Below are 23,762 nucleotides of genomic sequence, written 5' to 3'. Positions count from 1 at the left end.
CGGTCAGTTTATGCGGGTTTGTCCGAACGGACAGCGCGGAAGGGCCCCTCCCGGGTCCCGCCGGGCCACCGGCCGCTGCTTGGCCGACGGCGGATCGTGGCATACGTCCCCCCATGGCCGACGAACCCGTCCCCTCCTCCTCCGCCCGGCAGACCGTCGACGTGGCCGGGCACCGCGTCACGCTCACCCACCTCGACAAGGTCGTCTTCGCCTCCACCGGCACGACGAAGGCCGAGCTGCTCTCGTACTACGCCGACCTCGCGCCGCACCTGGTCGCGCACACCGCCGGCCGCCCGGCCTCGTTCGTCCGCGCCCCCGACGGCCCCGACGGGCAGCGCTGGTTCGCCAAGCACCCGCCGCCGGGGACGCCGGACTGGGTGCCGCTGGTGCAGGTGGCCGGGAGGTCGGGCCCGAGCGACTACATCGAGGTCGACAGCCCAGCGGTGCTGCTCCAGATGGCGAACCTCGGCGGCTGGGAGGTGCACGTCCCGCAGTGGACCGTCCCCGCGAAGCCGGACGACCCGCCGCTGCACGACCGCCTCGTCCTCGACCTCGACCCCGGGCCCGGCTGCGACCTCACCACCTGCGCCGTCGTCGCCCTGCGCGCCCGCCAGCTCCTCGCCGACGACGGCCTGGCCTCCCTCCCCGTCGTCTCCGGCTCCAAGGGGCTGCACCTGTACGCCCCGCTCGCCCCCACCGGCGGCGAGCACACCACCGCGTACGCGAAGGCCCTCGCCCAGCGCCTCCAGGACGAGCACCCCCGCCTGGTCACCGCGGTCATGGCCCGTGCGGAACGGCCGAACAAGGTCTTCATCGACTGGTCGCAGAACACCACCGCCAAGACCACCGCCGCGCCGTACACCCTCCGCGTCCGCGAGCGCCCGGGCATCGCCACCCCGGTGACCTGGGACGAGCTGGAGGCCGCCGGAAGTCCGGCGGACCTCGCCTTCACGATGGACGAGGTACGGGAACGGGTCGCGGACCGGGGCGACCTCCTGAAGCCGCTCCTCGCGACGAAGGGCAAGCGGCCCCGGCTGCCGGAGGACGACTGACGGCGGGCCGCCCGCGGTCTCAGCGGTACGTCGCCGGCAGCCGCGCCAGATGCCGCCCCGCGGCCTCCAGCGGGACCGCGGGGCGCCCCACCTGCGCCGCGAGCTCCGCCCCCTCCAGCGTCGCGATCACCGTGTGCGCCAGCTCCGCCGCGTCCTCCCGCGCGAAGCCCGCCTCGACCAGCCACCGCTCCACCACTGCGCGCCACCGCGCGAACGCCGGCCGCGAAGATCTCCGGCGCGCCCACGGCCGTTCCGACCGCGGCGGACGCGACGGGGCAGCCGTCGAGCCAGTCGGACTCCCGCAGCCAGTTCATCGACTTCCACACCCCGCGGATCGAGGCCGGGGAGCACGGCGGGGACGCCGAGCGGATCTCGATGGCGGTGGCGAGCCTGGAGCACGTCGTGCACACCGCCCGCGATTCCGGCGTGGACCCGGGCCTGCCCGCCGCGGTCCTCGCCGCCTTCCGGCGCGCGGCGGACGCGGGCCACGCGGAGGACAGCCTGACGCGGCGGGGCGAGGTGCTCGGCAGGCCTCAGGGATCTTCACAGGCGGGGGGAATCGGATCGCCGTCGACGGGGTTGGGGGGTAACGAGTCGTCGCTGGAGGGGTAATGCGAGCGATACAGGTGTACGAGGTGGGCGGGCCCGAGGTGCTGCGGGAGGCCGAGGTGGAGCAGCCGCGGCCGGGTCCCGGCGAGGCGGTCGTGGCGGTCGCCGCGTCCGGGGTGAACTTCCTCGACGTCTACCACCGCGAAGGCCGGTACGGCCTTCCGCTGCCCTTCACCCCGGGTTCCGAGGGCGCCGGCACGGTCGTCGACGTCGGCCCCGGCGTCACCGGCGTCGGGGTCGGGGACCGGGTCGGCTGGGTGGAGATCCCCGGCACGTACGCCGAGCGGGCCGTCGTCGACGCCTCCCGGCTGGTGCCACTGCCCGACGACGTCGACTTCGAGACGGCCGCCGCCGTGCTCCTCCAGGGCATGACCGCGCACTACCTCGTCAAGGACGCCTACCCGGTCCAGGAGGGCGACACGGTCCTCGTGCACGCGGCCGCCGGTGGCATGGGGCTGCTGCTGACCCAGATCGTCACCCGTCTCGGCGGCCGGGTGATCGGCACGACGTCGACCCCGGCGAAGGCCGAACTGGCGAAGCGTGCGGGGGCCGCCGAGGTGGTGCTCTCCACCGCGGTCGACGACCTCGCGGCCGAGGTGAGGCGGCTCAACGGCGGTCAGGGGCTGCCGGTCGTCTACGACGGCGTCGGCGCGCACACCTTCGACGCGAGCCTCGCCTCCCTGCGCGCCCGCGGCCGTCTCGTGCTCTTCGGCGCGGCGAGCGGCGCCGTGCCGCCGTTCGACCCGATGCGGCTCGCCCGCGGCGGTTCGCTGAGCCTGATCCGGCCCAGCCTCGGGGACTACATCGCCGATCGGTCCGAGCTGCTCCGGCGGGCCGCCGACGTGTTCGAGTGGGTGCGCTCCAAGGCGATCGAGGTCACGGTGACGGGCCGCTACGCCTTGTCCGAGGCCGCCGACGCCCACAGCGACCTGGAGGCCCGGCGTACCACCGGCAAGCTCCTCGTCCTGCCCGGTGCGGCCGCTGCCGGACACCGCGAGGAGACGCGGAGCTGATCGCGGGGGCCGAGGTGGGGGACGGCTCACCCGTCCCCCACCTCCCGAACGCAGCGGCTAGGGCGCCGCGCCGGGGCCCGCCGGCCGCTCCGTGCGGGGCCGCACCCCGTCGAGCTTGTCGGGGTTGACCTGGAAGCGCAGGTGCTTGATGCGGCCGCCGGCGATGTCGTAGGTGATGGTGCCGTAGACCTGGCCGTCCGGCAGGGTGACGAGGAGGCCGAGCTCGCCGTTGAGCTGCACCCGGTCGACCGTCCCCAGGGACGCGCCGGGCTTGCTGAGGACGCCGACGAGCCAGCGGCCGGCGTGGTCCGCGCCGTGCAGCGGGCGGCGGGCGGCGGTGACCTTGCCGCCGCCGTCGGTCCAGACGGTGACGTCGGGGGCGAGCACCTCGAGGACCGCGGCGAGGTCGCCGCCCGCGCACGCGGCGAGGAAGCGGGTGGTGACCTCGGCGCGCTGGGCGGCGTCGGTGTCGAAGCGCGGCCTGCGGGCGTCGACGTGCGTGCGGGCGCGGTGGGCGATCTGGCGGACGGTCGGCTCGGGGCGGTCGAGCGTCGCGGCGATCTCGGCGTGGCCGTAGCCGAACACCTCGCGCAGCACGAACACCGCGCGCTCGACGGGGCTGAGCGATTCGAGGACCACGAGCATCGCGGTGGAGACGGAGTCGCCCAGCTCGGCCTCCTCCGCCACGTCCGGCGCGGTGAGCAGCGGTTCGGGCAGCCACGGCCCGACGTACGTCTCGCGCCTGGCCCGGGCGGAGGTGAGCCGGTTGAGCGAGAGGTTGGTGACCGTGCGGACGAGGTACGCCTTCGGGTTGCGGACGTCCTCGCGGTCGGCCTTCGACCAGGCCAGCCAGGCGTCCTGCAGGACGTCCTCGGCGTCGGCGACGCTGCCGAGCATGCGGTAGGCGGTGGCGAAGAGGAGCCGGCGGTGCGTGACGAAGGGGGCCTCGGGAGCCTCAGGGGTCTCGGGAGCTCGGACGGCTTCGGAAGCGCCAAGGGCTTCGGGGGCGGCTTCGGCGCCGGGGGTTCGCGTCACCTCCGCATGCTCGCCATCGCGTGCGCGGATACGCAAGTGGATTGCTGACCCGCTTCGTTGCGGCCTTCAGAGCCGCGTCACTCCGGCATCAGCCGCCCGAACCCGATGTCGTACGGCTCCGGCGCCTGCAGCGTCCGCAGGGTCCGTTCCCCCTCCGCGGAGAGCGCGTCCCGCTCCCGGGCCGTCAGCTTCGTGAACGGCTCGATGACGAGCCTCGATCCGTCGCGCTCCTCCGTCAGCTTCCACACCCCGGACAGCATGCCGTCGTGCAGGTAGACGCAGTAGGCCACGTTGCCCGCCCAGTTGCGGTGCCGGGTGGCCGGCGGAACGAAGCGGGAGCGGTCGGCGTGCGAGAGCAGCAGGTTGTCGAACTCGGGGAGGAAGCGGGGCGGCGCGGGCACGTCGGGGCCGGGGCGGGGCGCGTCCGGCAGGTCGAACAGCTCCACGCCGGTCGTCGCGTCGCGGAAGGTCAGCAGGCGGGGGCGGAGCCGCTGGAAGACCTCCTTCATGCGGGTGATCCCGGCCCACTGCTGCATGTCCTTGACGGACGCCGGCCCGAACGCGGCCAGGTAGCGGAGCACGACGGAGTCGGCCGTCGACGGGTCCGGATCGGTGCCGGGCCGCCCGAGCCAGTGCTCGGCGGTCGTCAGCGCCACCTGGCCGCTGCGCCGCCACAACCCGCGCGGGGTGACCTGCACCAGCGGCAGCATGCACCGCGCCGCCACCCCCAGCGCCTGCGGATCGGCCGCCGGCCACTCCACGGTCAGCAGCTCCCGGATCTCCTTGAGCGTCCGCGGCTCCTCCTCGACGAACCCGCGCGCCAGGCCGGCGAGCCGGTCGAGGTCCACCCCCGGCATCCGCTTCAGGAACATCCGCAACTCCCGCTCCCGCGCGGGCTGCACGAACGGCCGCAACGTCAGGCAGTCCTCCGCCGTGTGCGTGTGGATCGTCGACCGCATCGTCACGATGCGCACGATCGACCGGTCCGCCATCCCGCGCGACAGCTCCTCCGGCTCGAACCCGTCGAGCCGCGCGGCCAGCGCGACGTACGGCGGCCGCACGTTCTGCGCCTGCAGCCCGAGCAGGTGCGTGACGGCGTCGGCCGCCGTCATCTCGCGTCGTTGCAACAGGAGTTGGCGCGCCAGCGTGGCGCGGTTGAGGGCGCGGATGTCGAGCTCGGGTGCGGTCGTCATGGGGCGACGGTAGCGGGACTCGCGGACACGTTCGGTCCGCAACACCGGATCCGTCCGCCCCGGCGGGCGTCCGAGGCGCGTCGGGCGAAGCCCCGCACCGCCCCCGCGCCGCGGCGCCGACCGCACACGCCCCCTCGTTATGCTGCCCACACCCGCGGTGACCACCGCAGCCGCCCCGCACCGGGAGGTGACCCCGCACCATGGCCGACCGCCACCGCACCCCGCGCCCCACCAGACGGCCGTCCTGGCTCCGCCACTCCCCCACCCCGCCGGGCGGCGACTCCCCCGCCGGCCCTCCGGGCGCCCCCGACGCCGGACCGGGCGCGACGATCATCGAGTCCGCGCTCTACCGCAACGGCGTCCGCACCGCCTCGCCCTCCTACCTCGCCGAGACCTTCCACCAGTTGCGCGAGCACGAGGACTCCGTCGCCTGGATCGGCCTCTACCGCCCCAGCGACACCGAACTCCACACCCTGGCAGCCGAGTTCGACCTCCACCCGCTCGCCATCGAGGACGCCCGCGAGGCCCACCAGCGCCCGAAGCTGGAGCGCTACGGCGACACCCTGTTCGTGGTCCTGCGCGCCGCCCGCTACCTCGACGACTCCGAGGAGATCGAGTTCGGCGAACTGCACGTGTTCGTCGGCCCCGACTTCCTCGTCACCGTCCGCCACGGCGCCGCGCCCGACCTCTCCGCGGTCCGCGAACGCATGGAGCGGACACCGGAGTTGCTCGCCCTCGGCCCCGAGGCGATCCTCTACGCCATCCTCGACGCGGTCGTCGACGGCTACGTCCCCGTCGTCACCGGCGTGCAGAACGACATCGACGAGATCGAGACCGAGGTCTTCCGCGGCGACCCCGCCGTCTCCCGCCGCATCTACGAACTCTCCCGCGAGATGGTCGAGTTCCAGCGCGCCACCCGCCCGCTCGTCAGCATGCTCCACGGGCTGATGGCCGGCTTCACCAAGTACGAGACCGACGACGAGCTCCAGCGCTACCTCCGCGACGTCGCCGACCACGTCACCCACACCAGCGAACGCGTCGACGGCTTCCGCCAGGCCCTCACCGAGATCCTCACCGTCAACGCGACCCTCGTCACCCAGCAGCAGAACGCGGAGATGCGCGCGCTGGCCGAAGCCGGCTTCCAACAGAACGAGGAGATCAAGAAGATCTCCTCCTGGGCCGCCATCCTCTTCGCCCCCACCCTCGTCGGCACCATCTACGGCATGAACTTCACCCACATGCCCGAACTCACCTGGCCCCTCGGCTACCCCTTCGCCGTCCTCCTGATGGCCGCGGTCTGCACCACCCTCTACTTCGTCTTCAAACACCGCGACTGGCTGTAGCGCGCGGGTCCGGTGCGCCGGCCGATCGCCGGAGCGCGGCTATGCCTCCGTGCCCCGGAGCTCCCGCAGTTCCAGGTCGATGAAGGCGGTGATCATGGCGCGCCAGACCGCTTCGGCGACGTCCGGGGAGAGGCCGGCGGTGAGGGCGCGGGTGCGGGTGGAGGTGAGGACGGCGGTGACGCGGTCGGGGGCGTGGACAGCGGCCTCGGTGGGCTTGAAGTGGGCCGCGGCGCGGACGAGTCGTTCGCGTTCGGCGAGGAGGTCGATCAGGCGGCCGTCGAGGGCGTCGATGCGGGCGCGGACCTCGGCGAGGGAGCGCGGGGGCTCGGGGGACGTCATGGGGACATCATCGCGGTGCGGCCGACGCCGGACCCACCGGCGTCGGCACCACGGTCAGCCCGGGAACGGCGGGGCCGCCCCGCTGTCGTCGAAGGCGGGGTACATGATCCTGGAGTCGATGCACTTCAGGATCTGCGAGCCTTCCATCTGGCACAGCTGGACGTAGGCGTAGTCGATCCACCCGCCGGGGTTCGCGTAGGTCAACCACGCGTTGTAGGTGCCGGCGCCGGTCGAGACCCGGCGGATCGGGAAGTAGTGGCGCCCGGCGTCCCCGTAGGTGACGAGGCGGATCCCGACGCTGTGGCCGTCGGCGAGCTTGTCCTTGACCTCCAGGTAGACGGGGTCGAGGCGGTAGGGGTTCAGCCTCCACTGGGTCTTGGCGTAGGCGTATCCCCAGTTCTGCGAGACGGAGGTGTCCGTGACGGTGCTGGCGGAGGCGGGGCCGACGCCCAGGGTGACGGTGAGGAGGGCGGCGGCCGCCGCCCCCAGGCCGACGGTGAATCTGCGACGCATGAAAGCTCCAGACGAAGATCGATCGAACGCGCCGCACCTTAACGCCAGTTCGAACACCCAAGCCAACCGGAGCGGCGGGTTCAGTGGGCGTGGCCGTCACTCTGCGGGGCCTTCGGGGAGGTTTCCGCACCCGGGTCGGCCGCACTGTCCGCGCGCACGGTGAACGCCGCCGTACGGACCTTCCCCTCGTGGCGGAAGTCGAGGAACAGGCGGTAGGAGCCGGTGCTCGGGGCGGTCGCGGTGAAGGAGACCTCGGACCCGGGTTCCGAAGTGCCCTCACCTGGACCCCCGTTGGGGTGCACATGGAGGTACGCGAGGTCACCGGAGCGCAGGGCGACGAGGTGGCCGTACGCACCGAGATAGGGCTGCAGGTCGGTGACGGGCCGGCCCGCCCTGGTGACGGTGAAGCCCAACTCCCCTTCGACGCCCGGACGTAGCGTTCCCGACAGCCGCACCCGGTAGCCGTCGACGACGGCGGTGCGGGAGGCCGGCGCCAGCGGGGCGGGATCCGCCGGGCCGGCGACGGCGAGGTCCGCGCCGAGGGTGACGCCCTCCGCCTTCGCGGGCCTGAAGTCGGCGAGGGCGCGGTAGCCACCCGCCTCCGGGAGCGTGGTACGGACGCTCCAGGTCCCGTCGGCCGCGCGCGACGGGTGCAGGTGGCGGTACACGGCCAGATCGCGGGAGGCGACGATGAAGTGCAGCTCCTTTCCGTGCTCCGTGTCGTACGCGGTCACCTTGCGGCCGCGCGCGTCGAGGACGGAGAACCGCAGCTCGCTGCGGGCGCCGGCGCGGACGCGCGGGGTGTCGAGAGCGAGCGTGTAGCCGCCCTCGGAGACCGCGAGTCCGCCCGCCGCGTCGTCCCGGCCGCCCCCCTCCGGCGCACGCCCCCCGCCCTCGTCCGGCTCGCGATGCCCGTCGGACGCCGGATCGTGCGCGCCCTCCCCCGCGGCCCGGCTGTCCGCCGCGACCGGGTCCATTGCCCCGCCCACCCCGTACGCCGTCCCGAACACCGCCGCGAGTGCGGCGGTGAACGCGGTGATCCTGAGTGCGTTGTCCATGGTGTGGCCTCGTTCCGGGTCGTCTGCGGCGGTGGACGCATGTCAACATACCCCCAGGGGGTACTCTGTCAACCCGAAGCCGCCCCCGGGAAGAAGATCGGCCCACGGCTTGTTCTGCATACCGGGCGGGGGTATAAACGAAAACGCCACCATGGTACCCCTAGGGGGTACGACGCCACCACTCCGAGGAGCCCCGGATGCCCGCCACAGCGACCAGCCCGACCGGCACGCCCGCCGCCGAGGTCGAACTCGCCATCGGCGGCATGACCTGCGCCTCCTGCGCCGCGCGCATCGAGAAGAAGCTCAACCGGATGGACGGCGTCGAGGCGACGGTCAACTACGCCACCGAGAAGGCGAAGGTCAGCTACGGGAACGGCGTCGCCGTCGGCGATCTGATCGCGACGGTCGAGGCCACGGGCTACACGGCCCGCGAACCGGCGCCGCCGCGCCCCGCCCCCGGAAGCACGACCGGCGGGCCCGGCCCCGACGCGACCGCCGGCACCGACGCCCTGGCACCCGAGCCCGACCCGCTGGCCTCCCTGCGTCAGCGCCTGCTCACCGCCGTCGTCCTCGCCGTCCCCGTGATCGCGATGGCGATGATCCCGGCCCTCCAGTTCGAGTACTGGCAGTGGCTCTCCCTCACCCTCGCCGCACCCGTCGTCACCTACGCCGCCTGGCCGTTCCACAAGGCCGCCTTCGTCAACGCCCGGCACGGCGCGGCGACCATGGACACGCTGATCTCGCTCGGCACGTCGGCCGCGTTCCTGTGGTCGCTGTGGGCGCTCTTCCTCGGCACGGCCGGCACGCCCGGCATGACGCACCCCTTCGAGTTCACCATCGGCCGCGGGGACGGCGCCGGGACCATCTACCTGGAGGTCGCGGCCGGCGTGACCGCGTTCATCCTGGCGGGCCGCTACTTCGAGGCGCGCAGCAAGCGCCGGGCGGGGGCGGCGCTGCGGGCACTGCTCGAACTGGGCGCGAAGGACGTCACCCTGCTGCAAGACGGCCGCGAGGTCACCGTCCCCACCGACCGGTTGACCGTCGGAGACCGGTTCGTCGTCCGGCCCGGCGAGAAGATCGCCACCGACGGGACCGTCGTCGAGGGCTCCTCGGCCGTCGACGCCTCGATGCTGACAGGCGAGTCGCTGCCGGTGGAGGTCGGTGTCGGCGACGGGGTGACCGGGGCGACGCTCAACGCGGGCGGCCGGCTGGTCGTCGAGGCGAGCCGGGTCGGCGCGGACACCCAGTTGGCGCGGATGGCGAAGCTGGTCGAGGACGCGCAGAACGGCAAGGCGGCCGCCCAGCGGCTCGCGGACCGGATCTCGGCGGTGTTCGTGCCCGTCGTGATCGCCCTCGCACTCGGCACGCTCGGCTTCTGGCTGGGCAACGGCGCCGGCGCGACCTCGGCGTTCACCGCCGCGGTGGCCGTCCTGATCATCGCCTGCCCGTGCGCGCTCGGCCTGGCCACGCCCACCGCGCTGATGGTCGGCACCGGCCGCGGGGCGCAGCTCGGCATCCTCATCAAGGGCCCCGAGGTGCTCGAGTCGACCCGCCGCGTCGACACCGTCGTGCTCGACAAGACCGGTACCGTCACGACCGGCACGATGACCCTGCACACCGTGCACACCGCGGCCGGCACCGACGAGAAGGCCGTGCTGCGGCTCGCCGGAGCCCTGGAGCACGCCTCGGAGCACCCGATCGCGCAGGCCGTCGCCCGCGGCGCGGCCGAGCGGGTCGGCGACCTGCCCGCCCCCGAGGACTTCGTGAACGCCCCCGGGCTCGGCGTCCAGGGCGTGGTCGAGGGCCACGCGGTGCTCGTGGGCCGGCCGAAGCTGCTCGCGGAGTGGTCGATCGCCCTGCCCGAGGTGCTGGAGCGGGCGCGCGCGGCGGCCGAGGCGGCCGGGCGGACCGCGATCGCGGTGGCCTGGGACGGCGAGGCGCGGGCGGTCCTGGAGGTCGCCGACGCGGTGAAGCCGACCAGCGCGGAGGCGGTCCGGCGGCTGCGGGCCCTGGGCCTCACGCCGGTCCTGCTGACCGGCGACAACCAGGCCGTCGCCGAGACGGTCGCGGCCGAGGTCGGGATCGACGCCGCGCAGGTGATCGCCGAGGTCATGCCGCAGGACAAGGTCGACGTCGTCAAGCGGCTGCAGGCCGAGGGGCGGTCGGTCGCGATGGTCGGCGACGGAGTCAACGACGCGGCCGCGCTCGCCCAGGCCGACCTGGGCCTGGCCATGGGCACGGGCACGGACGCGGCGATCGAGGCGAGCGACCTCACCCTCGTCCGCGGCGACCTGCGCGCCGCCGCCGACGCGATCCGGCTGGCCCGCCGCACGCTCGGCACGATCCGCACCAACCTCTTCTGGGCCTTCGCCTACAACGTCGCCGCGCTGCCGCTCGCCGCGGCCGGTCTGCTCAACCCGATGATCGCGGGCGCCGCGATGGCGTTCTCGTCGGTGTTCGTGGTCGGCAACAGCCTGCGGCTGCGGGGCTTCAAGGCCCACGCGTAGGACGCGCGGGCACGACGGACGGAGGACGGCGGCGAGCCGTCCCCCGCGCGCGCCGTGCGCGCTCAGCTCTCCTCCGCGTCCCGCAGCCGGTCGAGGCGGGTGACGACGGGGCCTGCTGTGAGGCCGTGCAGGACGACGGAGGCGAGCACGGTGAAGGCGACGACGGCCCACAACTCGTCGTCGGGGACGGGGAATCCGGTCTGGCCGAGGGCGTAGGCGAGGTAGTAGAGGGAGCCGATGCCGCGGATGCCGTACGCGGCGATCACCCAGCGCTCGCGGCGGCCCGGCTCGCCCCGCAGCAGGCCGAGCCAGGCGGTCGCGGGGCGGATGACCAGGAGCAGGACGAGGCCGGTGACGGCGCCCTGCCAGGTCAGCGGGGCCAGCCCGCCGAGCGCGACGAACGCGCCGAGCAGGAAGAGCAGCAGCGCGGTGAACAGCCGCTCGATCTGCTCGACGAAGTCGTGCAGGTCGTTCTGGTACCCGCTGGTGCGCTCGGCGGCGCGGATGGTGCAGGCGGTGACGAAGACGGCGAGGAAGCCGTAGCCGCCGATCATCTCCGTCGCCCCGTAGGCGAGGAAGGTGGCGGCGAGGCCGACGAAGCCCTCGCGGTGCTGGGACAGGCGCAGGGTGGAGGAGCGGGCGCGGAAGAACAGGTAGCCGAGCAGCCGGCCGATGAGGAGCCCGCCGAGGACGCCGACGACGCACTTGTAGAGCACGTCGACGAGCACCCACTCGCCGATCCAGTCCGTCGACGTGCCGCTGCCGGCGTGGACCGCCAGCGCGACGGCGGCGTAGGTGAGCGGGAAGGCCAGCCCGTCGTTGAGCCCGGCCTCGCTGGTGAGGGCGAAGCGCACCTCGTCCTCGTCGTGCTCGTCGTCGGTCGGCTCGCCGACGCGGACCTCGGAGGCGAGGACGGGGTCGGTGGGGGCCATGACCGCGGCGAGGAGCAGCGCGGCGGCGGGCGGCCAGTCGAGCAGCCACCACGCGACGGCCCCGGTGGCGACGACGGTCAGCGGCATGGTGATGCCGAGCAGCCGCCAGGTGGTCGCCCAACGCCTGAGCCCCGGCGGGCGGTTGAGGGCGAGTCCCGCACCCATCAGCGAGATGATCACGCACGCCTCGGTGAGGTGCTCGGTGATCTTGGGGTACTCGATCGGGTCGACGTCCGGCAGCTCCAGCGGGGTGGCCCCCGCGATCAGGTACACGCCGAGTCCGCAGAGCAGGAAGACGAAGGGGAGCGACACCGGCCGCTTGCCGTTCACCACCCGCGGCAGCACGCCCGCGAGCAGTGCGCCCACCCCGCACCACAGGAACACGCCGTCCGAAAGCGTCACCGCCACGCACCCTTCGCTCACCCGCCACGCGCCGGCCCCAGCGTCCGCCCGGCATTGTCACCGACCGGGTACCCCGATTCCCGCAGGCCACGGATCAGCCGGACCAGGCGTCCCAGGAACACCGGGCAGAGCAGTCATCGGCACCGCGAGCCGGTCGCGGACCGGAGGCGCGGGGGCCACGCGGGGCCGCACGCGCGCCGAGCCCGCCGACGGCGAAGCCGCGGACGACAGTCCGCGGCTTCTTCGTGGGGTGGGTGCGGGTCCGGGGAGGACGCGCACGGGGGGTCAGCGGTGACCGCGACGGGTGTGCGCGAGCGCACCGCCGACGTGGAGGGCGAGGAACGTGAGGCCGAGGAACAGCAGGCTCGTGGGGCCGAAGATGGGCTCCGTGGAGACCTCGGCGGCGTGGAGGATGAACGCGATACCGAACAGTGCGGCGGCTACGAAGGCGAGCATCGGTGTCTCCTGGTGTCGGGCGGGTCTCGGGGGCGAGCTCCGCTGACGGGCAGGTGCCCCGGCTTCCTCGCGACACTCCTGTTCGACACAATCCCGTTATCAGACCGGGCGTCGGGACGGCGTAAGGACGGTATCGGCCCGTCCGAGTCAGGGCGGACGGGCCGATCGTCTGATTACTGCTCCGTTCGGACCCCGGCTACACGGATCCGCGCGGAGTCACAGCGAGTGGTACGTCCCGTCGTGGAACAGCAGCGGGCCGCGGCCCGCCTCCACGTGCGCCTCCTCGACGCGGGCGATGACGAGGCGGTGGTCGCCGGCGGGCACCAACTGCTCGATCCCCACCCGCAGCCACCCCGCGGAGCCGCGCAGCACGGGCTCGCCGTCCGGGAGCCGCGCCCAGTCGGTGGGGGCGGCGAAGCGGTCGATGCCGCTGGTCGCGAAGGTCCGCGCCACGGACTCCTGGTCGTCGGCGAGGAAGTTGACGACGGCCGTCGCGGCCCGTTGCACGTGCGGCCACGAGGACGAGGTGGTGGCGATGCCGAACGAGACCAGGGGCGGGGTGAGCGAGAGCGAGGTCAGCGAGGTCGCGGTGAACCCGACCGGTCCGCCGCCCACGTCCGCGGTGATCACGACGACCCCGGCGGGGTGCCGGCGGAACGCCTGCCGGAAGCGGTCGGGGGCTATGCCGGCGGTGGGACGGGCGGTGACGGCGGAGGTCATCTTCTCTCCTGCGGGAGCAGCGGGCGGGGTCCTGTCGGGCGTGGGCCGGCGTGGCACGCTCGTCGGCGGGATGGGGGCGCCGCCCTGGTCGCGCACGTACGGGGCGTGCGGCGACGGGGCCGGTCAACAGGGTTGCGCACAAGGGGACTTCAGGCCTCGACGGCCGGAGGGAGAGGTGCGCGGGCGCCGGGGACTCAGGCGCTCGGACAGGCGGCGGAGCACACGCGCTTGAGATCGATGTGATCTCTCGTCGTCAGGTGTGCGGATCGCTGCATACCCGGCAAGGTAGCCGGGGCAGCGTGAACAGGTCAAACAAGCGCCGCATCGCGGACACGGCACCGCCGGGCGGCCCGCGGCCGTTACCTGGGGTAACGTCGGTCGCCACCCTGCCGTTCCGAGGAGGCGCCCGTGCCGTCCGCGCATCGATCCGCCCTCGCGCTCGCCGCGCTGCTCGGGGGCGCGGGCGTGTCCCATCTCCTCGCCCCGTCGGCCTTCGACCCGCTCGTCCCCCGCCCGCTCCCCGGCCCTCCGCGCGCCTGGACCTACGGCAGCGGTCTCGTCGAACTCGCGCTCGCAGCAGGGCTGTTGGTTCCACCCACCCGCCGGCCCGCCGCGTCCGCGGCGGCGGCGTTCTTCGTCGGCGTCCTGCCGGGGAACGTGCAGATGGCCTACGACTGGCGCCGGCGGCCGGCGGCGTACCGGGTGGCCGCGGTGGCGCGGCTGCCGCTGCAGGTGCCCCTGGTGCTGTGGGCGCGGTCGGTCGCGCGGACCGCGCCCACCCCCGCCCGGTGAACACCCCCGCCCGGTGAACGCCCCCGCCTCCCTGCGAAGGCCGCCGCGTCGCCGTGCGCCGCGTCAGGCGAGGGTCCTCGTCGCCGAGTCGGAGACCGTCGACAGGAAGAACGTGCCGACGCTCGCGCCGATCGCCGCGGTGACGAGGACGTCGTGGCCGGCGCGGGTGGTGGGGCCGGCGAGGCGGGCCGCGCGGGCGGTGAAGGTGTGGGGGGTGCCGTCGCAGACCGCGGTGGTGAGCGCGCGGTACTGTCCGCCGCCGACGGTGTCGGTGACGGTCACCCGCAGGGTGTCGGTGAGCCCGAGCGCCGGGCAGGTGTAGTCGACGCGGACGGCGACGGTGTCCGCGGCGGACGCCGTGACCGCCCCTACGGCGACGGTGGACCCGGTCAGCGGTACCGCCTGCGCCGACGGCGCGGCCAGCAGCAGCGCCGCGCACGCCACCGCCCCCGCACCCAGGCCCCGGCGGGACACGACAGCTCGGCGCACTCGGTTCATGGGATCGCTCTCCTCGCGTAGGGGGCGGGCCGCTCCGGCCACACCGGCGAGTCTGGGCAACCCCCCGCTCCCCCGCCACGCAAGCGCCCCCGGCCGGGCGACCCGGGCCGGGGGCGCGCGGCGCCGGAGCGGCTACCGCACCGGCCGCAGCAGCGTGATCCGCGACGCGCCCAGCTCGGTGACGTACAGGTTGCCGTTCGCGGTGTCCTCGGCGACGTCCAGCGGTTGCTGGAAGCCGGTGAACCCGGTGGTGCCGACCACGGGCGCGGACAGCCGGCCCTGCGGGTCGACGCCGAACACCTCGATGTCCTGCCCGCTGCTGTAGCGGACGACGAGCAGCCTGCCCTTCAGCGCCCCGCCGAAGGTGTCGCTGCGGTACTCCACCGCCCCGTTCGCCGACGCGTGCAGCCCGGCGTCGTACATCCCGGCGAGGTCGAGGTTGCGGTCGGGCAGGGGTAGACGGGGTAGTCGGTGGCCTGGAACGGGTCCGTGCCGGCCGTCGGGTTGCCCCCGGCGAGCACCCACGCGACCGGGCTGACCGTCAACCGGCCGTCGGTGACGGTGGGATGGACCGTCCGGCTCTGGTAGCGGGTGGTGCCGGTGGGGACGAAGCCGTCGACCGCGTTCTGGTCCTCGACCTGGATCGCGTGGGTGCTGTCGGTGTTGCTGCGGTCGCCGACGGACACGGTGACGGAGTAGGTGCCGTTCGGGACGGCGATCTCCCAGCGGCCCGGCGTCCGCACGCCCGCCGAACCGGCCGGGAGCTGCAGGTGCACGAGGGTGGCGAGCAGCCGGTCGGGTTCCGCGGCGCCGCGGTCGCGGCCGTTGCCGGTCAGGTCGAGCGGGGTGGAGTCCGCGAGGTCCACCCAGCCGTAGCTGAGGCCGGAGCCCTGGTGGGGGCCGGTGCGGGCGCCGTAGGGCTGCCCGTGGTCGAGGACGTTGCCGGTGACCGGGACGGTGGTCGCGGTGCCGAAGTCGACGTCCGCGGAGAAGGTCGGTTCGGCGGCCCGGGCGGGGGTGGCGAGGGCGAGCGCGGGTCAGGGCGAGGGCGAGGAGCAGCCGGGCGCCGCGCGGGGTGCGCGCGGGGGCGGGTATGTGCACGGGCACGGCGCTGCGGCGGCGTGCGCGTCTTCGGAGCGGGTGTGCGGTCACGGAGGTCTCCCACCTGGGATCGAGCGTCCATGCCCGCCGCGCGACCCGCGGCCGGAGGGGACCTCCTGGCACCTGCGCCACGCCGGTCTCCCCCGCCAACCGGCGTCGCACGTATGGGCGTTGCCGCGTGCGTCACTACCCCACCGGCACCCGCGGCAAGCGGATCGCGCGGGACCGGTGGGGTAGGGCATGCGGAGGCCAGGACTCCGCCGGGCCGAGCACCGGCTCGGTCAGGTCGTCGAGTCCGGGAGGGGTGGGTCCAGGAAGCCGAAGTAGGGGTCGTCGACGACGAACAGGCAGTCCGTGTAACTGTAGTTGGGCTCGATCCGGGTGCCGGAGGCGTGGTCGCGGACGTCCACCGCGCCCGTGCGCCGGTAGAGGAAGTGGTACTCCCCCGCCGGGAGGCGCAGGGTCTTGCGGCCGTAGTCGCGAGCCGAGCTCTTGCACGCGGTGGCGCGTCCTGCGGATTCCGTGGAGTAGGAGCCGCAGCCGGAGCAGCCCTTGATCTTGAGGGTGCCGGTGACCGGGCCGGTGTAGAGCACCTCGACGGTCTGGGGGCCGTCGTTGGTCAGCGCGATCTCCATGCGCGGGCCGCCGGGCGGCTTCTCCCGCGGCAGCTTGCCGCCCGCCTCGGCGCGGACTTCGGCGATCTGCGCGGCGATGAGGATCTGGCCGGCGCGGGCCTTGCGCGAACTCTTGGGATACGTCTTCCGGAACTCGTTCAGGGCGGTGACGGCCTCGGCGAACTTCTCGTCGGCGAAGTGGTCGAGCCCGCAGGCCCAGGCGCCGTCCTCGACGGCGCGGTCCGCCAGATCGTCGACGCCGCCGACGCGGGCCTGCGGAAGCTGGGCGGCGACGCCGTCGATGAGGCGCAACTCCGGGGTGAGGGAGCAGGCTTCACCCAGGTCGAACTTCGCGGTCCGGGACTTCACCGCCTCCTCGAACGCGGGCCGGACCCGGTCGGCCTCCGCGGAGTCGGGGAACGTGTCCAGCAGGACGCCGAGCTCGCCGCCGCCGCTCGTCGACGTCGCGCCGAGGCGGGAGACGCCGCAGGCGTAGAGGGAGGCGGCGAGAGGCTTGTCCTGGCGGTCGTCGAGGCCTCCGAGTACGTCCGCGTCGAACTTCTCCGGCGGTACCGTCCGCAGGTGGGTCAGCGGGCGCACGGCGCCGCAGTGGTCCTGGGCCCGGTACGGCGCGGACACCGCGTCGTAGTACTCGCCGAGCCGCTCGGGGACGAGACCGGCGGCGCGGGAGCCGGAGTGGTCCTCCAGGAGGGCCGCGTACCGCTCCAGCGCCCCGGTGTACTGCGCCTCCGCCGCGTCGAACGGCTTCTGCGAGGCCGCCTCCACCGTCCGGTCGATCCCCGCGAGCCGGTCGAGCAGCATCCGCTCGACCGCCTCCTTCCGCGCCGACTCGTACGCCACCGCCCCGCCCGCCGGCACGGCGAGCAGCGCCAGCCCGAGCAGCACGGCGAGCACGGGCCTCACCGGCAGCGCGACGGGGGTGCGCAGCCCGCGCCGGAAGCCGTCGGCCGCGGCGAGCAGCAGGAACCCGACGTACGCGACGACACCGGCCGTCGGCAGCCCGTCCGGGTCGGCGGGCAGGAAGAGGTACACGAACAGGGCCGTCACGGCGAGGCACCCGACGGCCCCGGCCCAGCGTCGCAGCAGCAGGTAGCCGATCCCGAGCCCGCTCAGGTTGAGCGCCCCGACGGCGAACGCCCGCGCCCGGTCCGCGGGTTGACTCGGCCGCACCGGGCGCGGGGAGAATCCCCCAGGGATCGTCTCCCACCCACCGGGGGCGTGCGGGGGCGTGCCCCCGGGCCCGTCGGCCGCGTCGTCCCGGAAGACGTCCCCCCTGCCTCCGGTCCCCGGGATCGGCTCCCGCCGACCGGGCGGGTACGGAGGAGGCGGCGGCGCGGCGGCGGAGCCGGGCGGGGGCCGGTCCTCGGGCTCGGGGGCGGTGCGTTCGTCCCCCGTGCCCGGTGCGCCGCTGCGTCTGCTGTCGTACTCCTCGTGCTGACGATCCGTCATATCCGCTCCCCCGGGGCAGAGTCAGGCCGTGCGTCCGGTACGGGGCATGATGCCCACGCCGCCCCGCGGCGAAGCCGTCCCGGCCGTCCGGAACGCCTGTTTCAGCGGGCTTCCTGGACGTCGCCGGTGACGAGGCCGAAGACGCCGTGCCCGGCGAAGTCGTCGGGCGAGACCGTCGTACGGCCGCCGCCGGCGCGGGCGGGCCCGCCCGGCGCGGGCGGGTCGCCGAGGGAGAGGCGGGAGACCATCCGGTAGCGGTCGCCGCGGTAGAGGCTGTGCACGTACTCGACGGGGCGGCCGGTCCGGTCGGTGGTCAGGCGCTCGATACGCAGCGCGGCGGAGAGGACGGGGACGGCGAGGACCTCGGCCTCCTCCTCGTCGACCACGGTCGGCTCGATCGACTGCACGGCCTCCTGGACGTGCACGCCGTGGTGCTCGCGCAGGTGGTCGTAGAGCTCGCCGGCCTCCAGCTCCTCGTGGGTGAGGCCGGGGACGAGGTCCGCGGGGATGTGCAGGTGCTCGATCGCCATCGGCTCGCCGTCGACGTACCGGGCGCGGGCGATGTACTTGACCGACGCGGCCGGCGACAGCCGCAGCTTGCGGCCGATGCGGGCGCCGGCGTGGATGACCTGGAGCTCCAGGATGCGGCTCGTCCAGAGCCCGGAGGCGCGCGGGACGGCCTGCGCGGCGTCGTCGGAGACGAGCTCCTGGGTGATTTTCGCCGGGGCGATGAACATGCCGCGCCCGTGCTGCCGGACCAACTGGCCAGTTCGCACCAGCTCGTCGACGGCCGCGCGGACCGTCGGCCGGGAGACGCCGAGCGCAGCGCTGAGGACCCGCTCCGAGGGCACCGCCTCCCCCGGCCTGCCTGCCTCGATGAGGCCGAGGAGGTGGCCGCTCACCCGGTCCCGCTTGGGCATGGCCGCCGTGCCGTGACTGTCTTTCCCCACGCCCGCCCCTTCTCCGGTCCGCCGACTGGTCAATTGTGCACGCGCACGGGCCGCCGAGGCCAGTGATCGCGGTCGCGCGGCCGCCCGGCCCGCCGGCGCACCGCATCCGTTGACACCTTCAGTGGTCCATGCCACTTTACGTCCAGCCACTGGTCACCTGACCACTGGTAAACACCAGTTCCGTGGGGGAACCATGAAGTCCCGCACCCTCGTCCGCAGCGCCACCGCACTGGTGGCGGCCGTCGCCCTGCTCACCGCCTGCTCGTCCGGATCTGACCCGGACGCGAAGGCCGCCGGGGACGGACCGGAGACCCTGACCGTCTGGATCATGAAGGACAGCGTGTCCGCGGAGTTCCTCGCCCGGTTCTCCGACGGCTTCGAGCAGCAGCACAAGGACCTGAAGCTGGACATCCAGATCCAGGAGTGGGACGGCATCGGCGAGAAGGTCACCGCCGCGCTGGCCAGCACGGACGCGCCGGACGTCATCGAGGTCGGCAACACCCAGGTCGCCCAGTACGCGGCGAGCGGCGGGCTCACCGACCTCACGGACAGGACCGGTGACCTGAGCGGGGACGACTGGCTCCCGGGGCTCGCCGAGCCCGGGAAGATCGACGGCAAGCAGTTCGGCATCCCGTGGTACGCGGCGAACCGGGTGGTGATCTACCACAAGGAGCTCTTCGAGAAGGCCAGGATCACCGCGCCGCCGAAGACCCGCGCGGAGTGGATCGACGCCACGGAGAAGCTCGACAAGGGCAAGACGCAGGGCATCTACCTGCCCGGGCAGAACTGGTACACCCTCGCCGGCTTCATCTGGGACGAGGGCGGGGACCTCGCCGTCGAGGACGGCGGCACGTGGAAGGGTGCGCTCGACACGCCCGAGGCGCTGGCGGGCATGGAGTTCTACGGGCAGCTGCAGGCGCTCGGCAAGGGCCCGAAGGACTCCGACGAGGCGAAGCCCCCGCAGGCGGAGGTCTTCGCCAAGGGCGACGTCGCGCAGGTGATCTCCGTGCCGGGCGGCGCGAAGATCATCGAGGAGCAGAACCCGCAGCTCGCGGGCAAGCTCGGCTTCTTCCCGATCCCCGGCAAGACCGCCGACAAGCCCGGCTCCGTCTTCACCGGCGGCTCCGACCTGATCATCCCGGCCGCCTCCGCGCACCAGAAGGGCGCCTACGAGGTGGTCAAGGCGCTCGCCGGCGAGAAGTGGCAGACGGACATGGCGAAGACCATGAGCTACGTCCCCAACCAGACCTCCCTCGCCGGGGCGCTCAGCGGCGACGAGGGATCGGCGGCGATGGCCGCGGGCGCGGCGCAGGGCCGGGCCACCCCCAACACCCCCAACTGGGCGGCGGTCGAGGCCACCAACCCCGTCAAGCAGTTCATGACGGCCGTCCTCACCGGCACCGACCCCAAGACGGCCGGCGTTAAGGCGTCCGCCTCGATCACCAAGACGCTCGGTTCCTGACGGGGGGCGGGAGCCCCCGGGCGCCCCGCCGCCCGCACGGAACGACCGCACGGAACGACCGCACGACGACGAAGGAGACGGTGTGTCCTCACCCAGCCGTACCGGGGCGAGCCCGGAACCCGGGGCCCGGGGAGGTGCGCGGCCGCCCGGCGGGGCGCTCGGCACCGGCGTGCCGGGGGGCAGGCCGGCGCCCGGAGCGGCCGCCGGCCCGCAGGGGCCCGTTCCGGGGCCCCGGGAGCCCGGCGCCGGCTCCGCGCTCGCGCGGGGGTCGGGCAGCCGTCGCGCCGGGCGGGGCCGGCGGGCCGCCCCGAACACCCACCCGGCCCGCGTCGCGCGGCGGATCGCCGGCCTGTGGCCGTACCTGCTCATCGCGCCGACCGTCGTCGGGTGCGTGTTCCTGCTGGCGTATCCGCTGGTGCGGAATCTGCTGATCTCGTTCCAGGGCTACGGGATGGGCGAGTTGATCCGCGGCGGGGCGGCGTTCGTCGGGTGGGACAACTACCGGGAGATCCTCGGTGACGGGACGTTCTGGGCGGTGACGCGGCGGACCTTCCTGTGGACGACGGTCAACGTCGTCCTGATCATGCTGATCTCGACACTCGTCGCGCTGATGATGCTGCGGCTGCGCAAGCGGATGCGGCTGCTGGTGATGACGGGCCTGGTGCTCGCCTGGGCGAGCCCGGTGATCGCGACGACGACCGTGTTCCAGTGGCTGTTCTCGTCGCGGCTCGGAGTGGTCAACTGGGCGCTCGTGCAGCTGGGGTTCGAGCAGTTCCGCGACTACGCGTGGTTCGCGGACGGCCCGGCGACGTTCACCATCCTCGTGCTGCTGATCGTCTGGCAGTCCGTGCCGTTCGCCGCGATCACCCTGCACTCCGCGCTGCTGACCGTGCCGGCCGAGCTCTACGAGTCGGCGCGGATCGACGGGGCGAGCGGGTGGCAGGTGTTCAGCTGGATCACGCTGCCGGTGCTGCGGCCGATCTTCGGGCTCGTGCTGTGCCTGGAGGTCATCTGGGTGTTCCGCTGCTTCGCCCAGATCTGGGCGATCAGCCGGGGCGGGCCCGACGGGGCGACCACCACGCTGCCCGTCTACGCCTACCAGGTCGCCCAGTCCCTGCACCGCTACGACCTCGGCGCGGCCGCCTCCACCCTCACGGTGCTGCTGCTCGTGACCGTGCTCGTCGCGTACTTCCGTCAGATGTTCCAGCAGGAGGCCGACCGGTGAATGTCAGGGCCCTGCGGCGGCTGCCGCTCAACACCGCGGCGCTCGTCGTCTTCGCGGTGTCGGTGTTCCCCGTCTACTGGATGATCCTGACGGCGTTCAAACCGACCGACGCCATCCAGGCGGAGACGCCCGTCTTCCTGCCCGTCGAGCTGACCTTGGAGCACTTCGGGACGGCGGTGGCGTCGGACGGCTTCTGGTCGTTCTGGCGCAACAGCCTGCTGGTGACCGCGAGTTGCGTGCTGCTCGCCCTGCTGGTCGCGCTCGGCGCCGCGTTCGCGGTGGCGCGGCTGCGGTGGAGGGGGCGGCGCGGTTTCATCCTGATGGTGTTCGTCGCGCAGGTCGCCCCCTGGGAGGCGCTGCTGATCCCGATGTACATCATCTCCCGGGACACCGGCATGCTCGACCGGCTGCCGATGCTGACCCTCGTCTACTTCATGATCACGCTGCCGTTCACGATCGTCACCCTGCGGTCGTTCCTCGCCGGCATCCCCGTCGAGCTGGAGGAGGCCGCGCAGGTCGACGGGTGCACGCGGGCGACCGCGTTCCGCAAGGTCACCCTGCCGCTGCTCGCGCCGGGGCTGCTCGCGACCTCGCTGTTCGGGTTCATCACCGCGTGGAACGAGTTCGCCTTCGCCAACATGCTGATCATCAAGAACCAGGACGACCGCACCCTGCCCGTGTGGCTGTCCTCGTTCTCCAACGTCTTCGGCACGGACTGGGGGGCGACGATGGCCGCGTCCACCCTGTTCGCCCTTCCGGTGCTCGTCCTGTTCGTCGTGCTCCAGGGCCGGGTCGCGGCCGGGATGACCGGTGGCGCGGTGAAGGGCTGAGGATGGGCCACGACGACCGCGCGGCGGGGCGTGCCCGGGAGCCGCCCCGCCGGGCACGCCTGTCGGACCGTCCCACCCACCCCACCCGCACGTCCCACGACCGGAAGGTCTCCGCATGCCCTCGTCCCGCTCGGACTTCGACCTCGTCCCGCTGCCGGACCGCGTCCACGCCCTGCCCGGCCGCTTCCCGCTCAGGGACGGCACCGGCCTGCGGGTCGGGCCCGGCGCCGAGCCGGCCGCCGCACTGCTCGCGGCGGTCACCGGCCTGCGGCTGCCGGCCGCGAAGGACGGCCCGTTCGTGCTCGCCCTCGACCCGGCGCTCAGCGGCCTGGGCGAGGAGGGCTACGGGCTGACGGTCGGCCCCGACGGCGCGGCCCTGCGCGCGGGCCGGCTCGCGGGCCTGCTGCGGGGGGTGCAGACCGTACGCCAACTCCTGGACGAGGAGGGCCACTTGCCCGGCACACAGATCACCGACATCCCGCGGTACGCCTGGCGCGGGGCGATGCTCGACGTGGCGCGGCACTTCCAGCCGGTGGAGTACCTCAAGCGGTACGTCGACCTGCTCGCGTTCCACAAGATGAACGTCTTCCACCTCCACCTGACGGACGACCAGGGGTGGCGGATGCCGGTCCCGGCGTACCCGCTGCTGACCGAGGTGGGCGGGTGGCGCACGGAGTCGGCCGGGGACGGGCGGCCGCACGGCGGGGCGTACACGAAGGCCGAACTCCTCGACCTGGTGGAGTTCGCGCGGGCGCGCGGCGTCACCGTGGTGCCCGAGATCGAGATGCCCGGCCACATGCGGTCCGCGCTCGCCGCGTACCCGGAGCTGGGCAACCGGCCCGAGGTCCGCCTCGACACGTGGACGGAGTGGGGCGTCTGCGAGAACATCCTCGGCGTCCAGGAGGAGACGCTGGAGTTCTGCCGCGTCGTCCTCGACGAGGTCATGGACGTCTTCCCGTCGCCGTACATCCACATCGGGGGCGACGAGTGCCCGATCGTGGAGTGGCAGGAGAGCCCGCGGGCCCGGGAGCGGGCGGCCGCACTGGGTCTCGACGGGCCCGAGGCGCTGCACGGCTGGTTCATGGGAGAGATGGCGGCGCACCTCACCGCGCGGGGGCGGAAGCCGCTGGGCTGGACGGAGACGGGGCACGACCTGCCCGGCGCGTTCACCGTCGCCGCGTGGCGGGACGCCGCGCACGGGCTCGCGGCGGCCCGGCGCGGGCAGGACGTGGTGATGACCCCGCACCTGTCCACGTACCTGGACTACCGGCAGTCCGACCACCCCGAGGAGCCGGCCGGCCAGCCCGGGCCCGTCGTCGACCTGCGCGCGGTGTACGAGACGGAGGCCGTCCCCTCCGACTGGGAGCCGGAGGCGGCGGCCCGACTCCTCGGCGCGCAGGCGCAGTTGTGGACCGAGTACGCGCCCACCGCCGCGCACATCGAGTACCTCGCCTTCCCCCGCATGAGCGCTCTCGCCGAGGCCACCTGGTCCACACACCGCGACTTCGCCGCGTTCAGCCGGCGCATGCGCCACCACCGGACGCGCCTGACGGCGCTCGGCGTCACCGGGCGGCGGCCGGCGAGGGAGACGAGCGGGGCCTGACCGGCCGCCCGGCCCGCTCCCGCGCCGGACGGCGGGGAGCGGGCC

At 73.8% G+C, this 23,762-nt stretch carries 24 protein-coding genes; 10 read left to right on the top strand and 14 right to left on the bottom strand.

The features are described from left to right. Nucleotides 1–113 precede the first annotated feature (113 nt). Nucleotides 114–1,052, top strand: coding sequence for a non-homologous end-joining DNA ligase (gene ligD, locus ACFWEG_RS09705; protein WP_387211369.1), 939 nt, complete (start codon nt 114–116; stop codon nt 1,050–1,052). A gap of 19 nt (nt 1,053–1,071) precedes the next feature. On the opposite strand, the gene ACFWEG_RS09700 is transcribed toward ligD, so the two are convergent. Beyond that, the gene (locus ACFWEG_RS09700) at nt 1,072–1,248 is read right to left on the bottom strand and encodes a hypothetical protein (RefSeq protein ID WP_387211366.1); all 177 of its coding nucleotides are present in this window, start codon (nt 1,246–1,248) and stop codon (nt 1,072–1,074) included. Between ACFWEG_RS09700 and ACFWEG_RS09695 the strand changes: the two genes are divergently transcribed. Further along, nucleotides 1,248–1,664, top strand: a complete 417-nt coding sequence (locus ACFWEG_RS09695; protein ID WP_387211453.1) for a hypothetical protein — start codon at nt 1,248–1,250, stop codon at nt 1,662–1,664. The genes ACFWEG_RS09700 and ACFWEG_RS09695 overlap by 1 nt on opposite strands. Then, nucleotides 1,664–2,674, top strand: coding sequence for a quinone oxidoreductase family protein (locus ACFWEG_RS09690; RefSeq protein WP_387211363.1), 1,011 nt, complete (start codon nt 1,664–1,666; stop codon nt 2,672–2,674). The genes ACFWEG_RS09695 and ACFWEG_RS09690 overlap by 1 nt, the downstream gene beginning before the upstream one ends. 57 nt (nt 2,675–2,731) lie before the next feature. On the opposite strand, the gene sigJ is transcribed toward ACFWEG_RS09690, so the two are convergent. Together sigJ and ACFWEG_RS09680 are read right to left on the bottom strand one after the other, a co-directional pair. Beyond that, nucleotides 2,732–3,571: an RNA polymerase sigma factor SigJ gene (sigJ, locus tag ACFWEG_RS09685; protein ID WP_387211450.1), complete on the bottom strand. Its 840-nt coding sequence runs from the start codon at nt 3,569–3,571 to the stop codon at nt 2,732–2,734. A 215-nt stretch (nt 3,572–3,786) separates the two neighbouring features. Beyond that, a complete protein-coding gene (locus tag ACFWEG_RS09680; RefSeq protein ID WP_387211360.1) occupies nt 3,787–4,902 on the bottom strand; it encodes a winged helix DNA-binding domain-containing protein in 1,116 nt (371 codons plus the stop codon). A gap of 200 nt (nt 4,903–5,102) precedes the next feature. On the opposite strand from ACFWEG_RS09680, the gene ACFWEG_RS09675 reads away from it, so the two are divergent. After that, nucleotides 5,103–6,245 (top strand): magnesium and cobalt transport protein CorA, encoded by a 1,143-nt coding sequence (locus ACFWEG_RS09675; RefSeq protein WP_387211357.1) that lies wholly within the window; start codon nt 5,103–5,105, stop codon nt 6,243–6,245. A 39-nt stretch (nt 6,246–6,284) separates the two neighbouring features. Here ACFWEG_RS09675 and ACFWEG_RS09670 read toward each other — a convergent pair whose 3' ends face one another. The 3 genes from ACFWEG_RS09670 to ACFWEG_RS09660 all read right to left on the bottom strand — a co-directional run bounded on the left by ACFWEG_RS09670 (nt 6,285) and on the right by ACFWEG_RS09660 (nt 8,155). Then, on the bottom strand, nt 6,285–6,584 hold the full coding sequence (locus tag ACFWEG_RS09670; protein WP_387211354.1) for a chorismate mutase: 300 nt from the start codon (nt 6,582–6,584) through the stop codon (nt 6,285–6,287). 54 nt (nt 6,585–6,638) lie between these two features. Next, the gene (locus tag ACFWEG_RS09665; RefSeq protein WP_387211351.1) at nt 6,639–7,097 is read right to left on the bottom strand and encodes a hypothetical protein; all 459 of its coding nucleotides are present in this window, start codon (nt 7,095–7,097) and stop codon (nt 6,639–6,641) included. An 80-nt stretch (nt 7,098–7,177) separates the two neighbouring features. Continuing rightward, entirely contained in the window at nt 7,178–8,155 is a 978-nt protein-coding gene (locus ACFWEG_RS09660) for a hypothetical protein (RefSeq protein ID WP_387211348.1), read from the bottom strand. 197 nt (nt 8,156–8,352) lie between these two features. Between ACFWEG_RS09660 and ACFWEG_RS09655 the strand changes: the two genes are divergently transcribed. After that, a complete protein-coding gene (locus tag ACFWEG_RS09655) occupies nt 8,353–10,662 on the top strand; it encodes a heavy metal translocating P-type ATPase (protein WP_387211345.1) in 2,310 nt (769 codons plus the stop codon). A gap of 62 nt (nt 10,663–10,724) precedes the next feature. Here ACFWEG_RS09655 and ACFWEG_RS09650 read toward each other — a convergent pair whose 3' ends face one another. The 3 genes from ACFWEG_RS09650 to ACFWEG_RS09640 form a co-directional block, all read right to left on the bottom strand. Then, entirely contained in the window at nt 10,725–11,996 is a 1,272-nt protein-coding gene (locus ACFWEG_RS09650; RefSeq protein WP_387211342.1) for a cation:proton antiporter, read from the bottom strand. A gap of 285 nt (nt 11,997–12,281) precedes the next feature. Continuing rightward, complete coding sequence (locus ACFWEG_RS09645; protein ID WP_387211339.1) at nt 12,282–12,452, bottom strand: hypothetical protein; 171 nt, start codon at nt 12,450–12,452, stop codon at nt 12,282–12,284. 216 nt (nt 12,453–12,668) lie between these two features. Further along, nucleotides 12,669–13,172 (bottom strand): flavin reductase family protein, encoded by a 504-nt coding sequence (locus tag ACFWEG_RS09640; RefSeq protein WP_387211336.1) that lies wholly within the window; start codon nt 13,170–13,172, stop codon nt 12,669–12,671. A 408-nt stretch (nt 13,173–13,580) separates the two neighbouring features. Here ACFWEG_RS09640 and ACFWEG_RS09635 point away from each other — a divergent pair, with 408 nt between their 5' ends. Beyond that, nucleotides 13,581–13,964 carry a hypothetical protein gene (locus ACFWEG_RS09635; protein ID WP_387211333.1) on the top strand — a complete coding sequence of 128 codons (384 nt, stop codon included), beginning with the start codon at nt 13,581–13,583 and terminating at the stop codon, nt 13,962–13,964. A gap of 63 nt (nt 13,965–14,027) precedes the next feature. Here the strand turns inward: ACFWEG_RS09635 and ACFWEG_RS09630 are convergent, their stop codons facing one another. From ACFWEG_RS09630 to ACFWEG_RS09610, 5 genes are all read right to left on the bottom strand, one after another. Then, nucleotides 14,028–14,462, bottom strand: coding sequence for a hypothetical protein (locus ACFWEG_RS09630; protein ID WP_387211330.1), 435 nt, complete (start codon nt 14,460–14,462; stop codon nt 14,028–14,030). Nucleotides 14,463–14,594: 132 nt separating this feature from the next. Beyond that, entirely contained in the window at nt 14,595–14,846 is a 252-nt protein-coding gene (locus tag ACFWEG_RS09625) for a hypothetical protein (RefSeq protein WP_387211327.1), read from the bottom strand. After that, complete coding sequence (locus ACFWEG_RS09620; RefSeq protein WP_387211324.1) at nt 14,810–15,328, bottom strand: hypothetical protein; 519 nt, start codon at nt 15,326–15,328, stop codon at nt 14,810–14,812. Before ACFWEG_RS09620 ends, ACFWEG_RS09625 begins: the two co-directional genes overlap by 37 nt. 516 nt (nt 15,329–15,844) lie before the next feature. Beyond that, nucleotides 15,845–17,647 carry a hypothetical protein gene (locus ACFWEG_RS09615; protein WP_387211321.1) on the bottom strand — a complete coding sequence of 601 codons (1,803 nt, stop codon included), beginning with the start codon at nt 17,645–17,647 and terminating at the stop codon, nt 15,845–15,847. 101 nt (nt 17,648–17,748) lie between these two features. Continuing rightward, nucleotides 17,749–18,567: a GntR family transcriptional regulator gene (locus ACFWEG_RS09610; RefSeq protein ID WP_387211447.1), complete on the bottom strand. Its 819-nt coding sequence runs from the start codon at nt 18,565–18,567 to the stop codon at nt 17,749–17,751. Between the two features lie 223 nt (nt 18,568–18,790). On the opposite strand from ACFWEG_RS09610, the gene ACFWEG_RS09605 reads away from it, so the two are divergent. The 4 genes from ACFWEG_RS09605 to ACFWEG_RS09590 all read left to right on the top strand — a co-directional run bounded on the left by ACFWEG_RS09605 (nt 18,791) and on the right by ACFWEG_RS09590 (nt 23,717). Continuing rightward, the gene (locus tag ACFWEG_RS09605) at nt 18,791–20,059 is read left to right on the top strand and encodes an extracellular solute-binding protein (RefSeq protein ID WP_387211318.1); all 1,269 of its coding nucleotides are present in this window, start codon (nt 18,791–18,793) and stop codon (nt 20,057–20,059) included. Nucleotides 20,060–20,408: 349 nt separating this feature from the next. Next, nucleotides 20,409–21,284: a carbohydrate ABC transporter permease gene (locus tag ACFWEG_RS09600; RefSeq protein ID WP_387211444.1), complete on the top strand. Its 876-nt coding sequence runs from the start codon at nt 20,409–20,411 to the stop codon at nt 21,282–21,284. After that, a complete protein-coding gene (locus ACFWEG_RS09595) occupies nt 21,281–22,114 on the top strand; it encodes a carbohydrate ABC transporter permease (RefSeq protein WP_387211315.1) in 834 nt (277 codons plus the stop codon). The genes ACFWEG_RS09600 and ACFWEG_RS09595 overlap by 4 nt, the downstream gene beginning before the upstream one ends. Before the next feature lie 115 nt (nt 22,115–22,229). Beyond that, nucleotides 22,230–23,717 (top strand): beta-N-acetylhexosaminidase, encoded by a 1,488-nt coding sequence (locus tag ACFWEG_RS09590; protein WP_387211312.1) that lies wholly within the window; start codon nt 22,230–22,232, stop codon nt 23,715–23,717. The last annotated feature ends 45 nt before the right edge of the window (nt 23,718–23,762 follow it).

Origin of the sequence: Streptomyces sp. NPDC060194, assembly GCF_042728285.1 — a bacterium.
Lineage (GTDB): Bacteria > Actinomycetota > Actinomycetes > Streptomycetales > Streptomycetaceae > Streptomyces.
The sequence above is the reverse complement of the archived record's forward strand: the minus strand, read 5'-3'. Positions and strand labels throughout refer to the sequence as shown.

Coding starts and splice junctions, on each gene's coding strand:
- ligD (WP_387211369.1), top strand. CDS start 114: ATGGCCGACGAACCCGTCCCCTCCTCCTCCGCCCGGCAGACCGTCGAC.
- ACFWEG_RS09690 (WP_387211363.1), top strand. CDS start 1,664: ATGCGAGCGATACAGGTGTACGAGGTGGGCGGGCCCGAGGTGCTGCGG.
- sigJ (WP_387211450.1), bottom strand. CDS start 3,571: ATGCTCGGCAGCGTCGCCGACGCCGAGGACGTCCTGCAGGACGCCTGG.
- ACFWEG_RS09680 (WP_387211360.1), bottom strand. CDS start 4,902: ATGACGACCGCACCCGAGCTCGACATCCGCGCCCTCAACCGCGCCACG.
- ACFWEG_RS09675 (WP_387211357.1), top strand. CDS start 5,103: ATGGCCGACCGCCACCGCACCCCGCGCCCCACCAGACGGCCGTCCTGG.
- ACFWEG_RS09670 (WP_387211354.1), bottom strand. CDS start 6,584: ATGACGTCCCCCGAGCCCCCGCGCTCCCTCGCCGAGGTCCGCGCCCGC.
- ACFWEG_RS09665 (WP_387211351.1), bottom strand. CDS start 7,097: ATGCGTCGCAGATTCACCGTCGGCCTGGGGGCGGCGGCCGCCGCCCTC.
- ACFWEG_RS09660 (WP_387211348.1), bottom strand. CDS start 8,155: ATGGACAACGCACTCAGGATCACCGCGTTCACCGCCGCACTCGCGGCG.
- ACFWEG_RS09655 (WP_387211345.1), top strand. CDS start 8,353: ATGCCCGCCACAGCGACCAGCCCGACCGGCACGCCCGCCGCCGAGGTC.
- ACFWEG_RS09645 (WP_387211339.1), bottom strand. CDS start 12,452: ATGCTCGCCTTCGTAGCCGCCGCACTGTTCGGTATCGCGTTCATCCTC.
- ACFWEG_RS09640 (WP_387211336.1), bottom strand. CDS start 13,172: ATGACCTCCGCCGTCACCGCCCGTCCCACCGCCGGCATAGCCCCCGAC.
- ACFWEG_RS09630 (WP_387211330.1), bottom strand. CDS start 14,462: ATGAACCGAGTGCGCCGAGCTGTCGTGTCCCGCCGGGGCCTGGGTGCG.
- ACFWEG_RS09615 (WP_387211321.1), bottom strand. CDS start 17,647: ATGACGGATCGTCAGCACGAGGAGTACGACAGCAGACGCAGCGGCGCA.
- ACFWEG_RS09610 (WP_387211447.1), bottom strand. CDS start 18,567: ATGCCCAAGCGGGACCGGGTGAGCGGCCACCTCCTCGGCCTCATCGAG.
- ACFWEG_RS09605 (WP_387211318.1), top strand. CDS start 18,791: ATGAAGTCCCGCACCCTCGTCCGCAGCGCCACCGCACTGGTGGCGGCC.
- ACFWEG_RS09590 (WP_387211312.1), top strand. CDS start 22,230: ATGCCCTCGTCCCGCTCGGACTTCGACCTCGTCCCGCTGCCGGACCGC.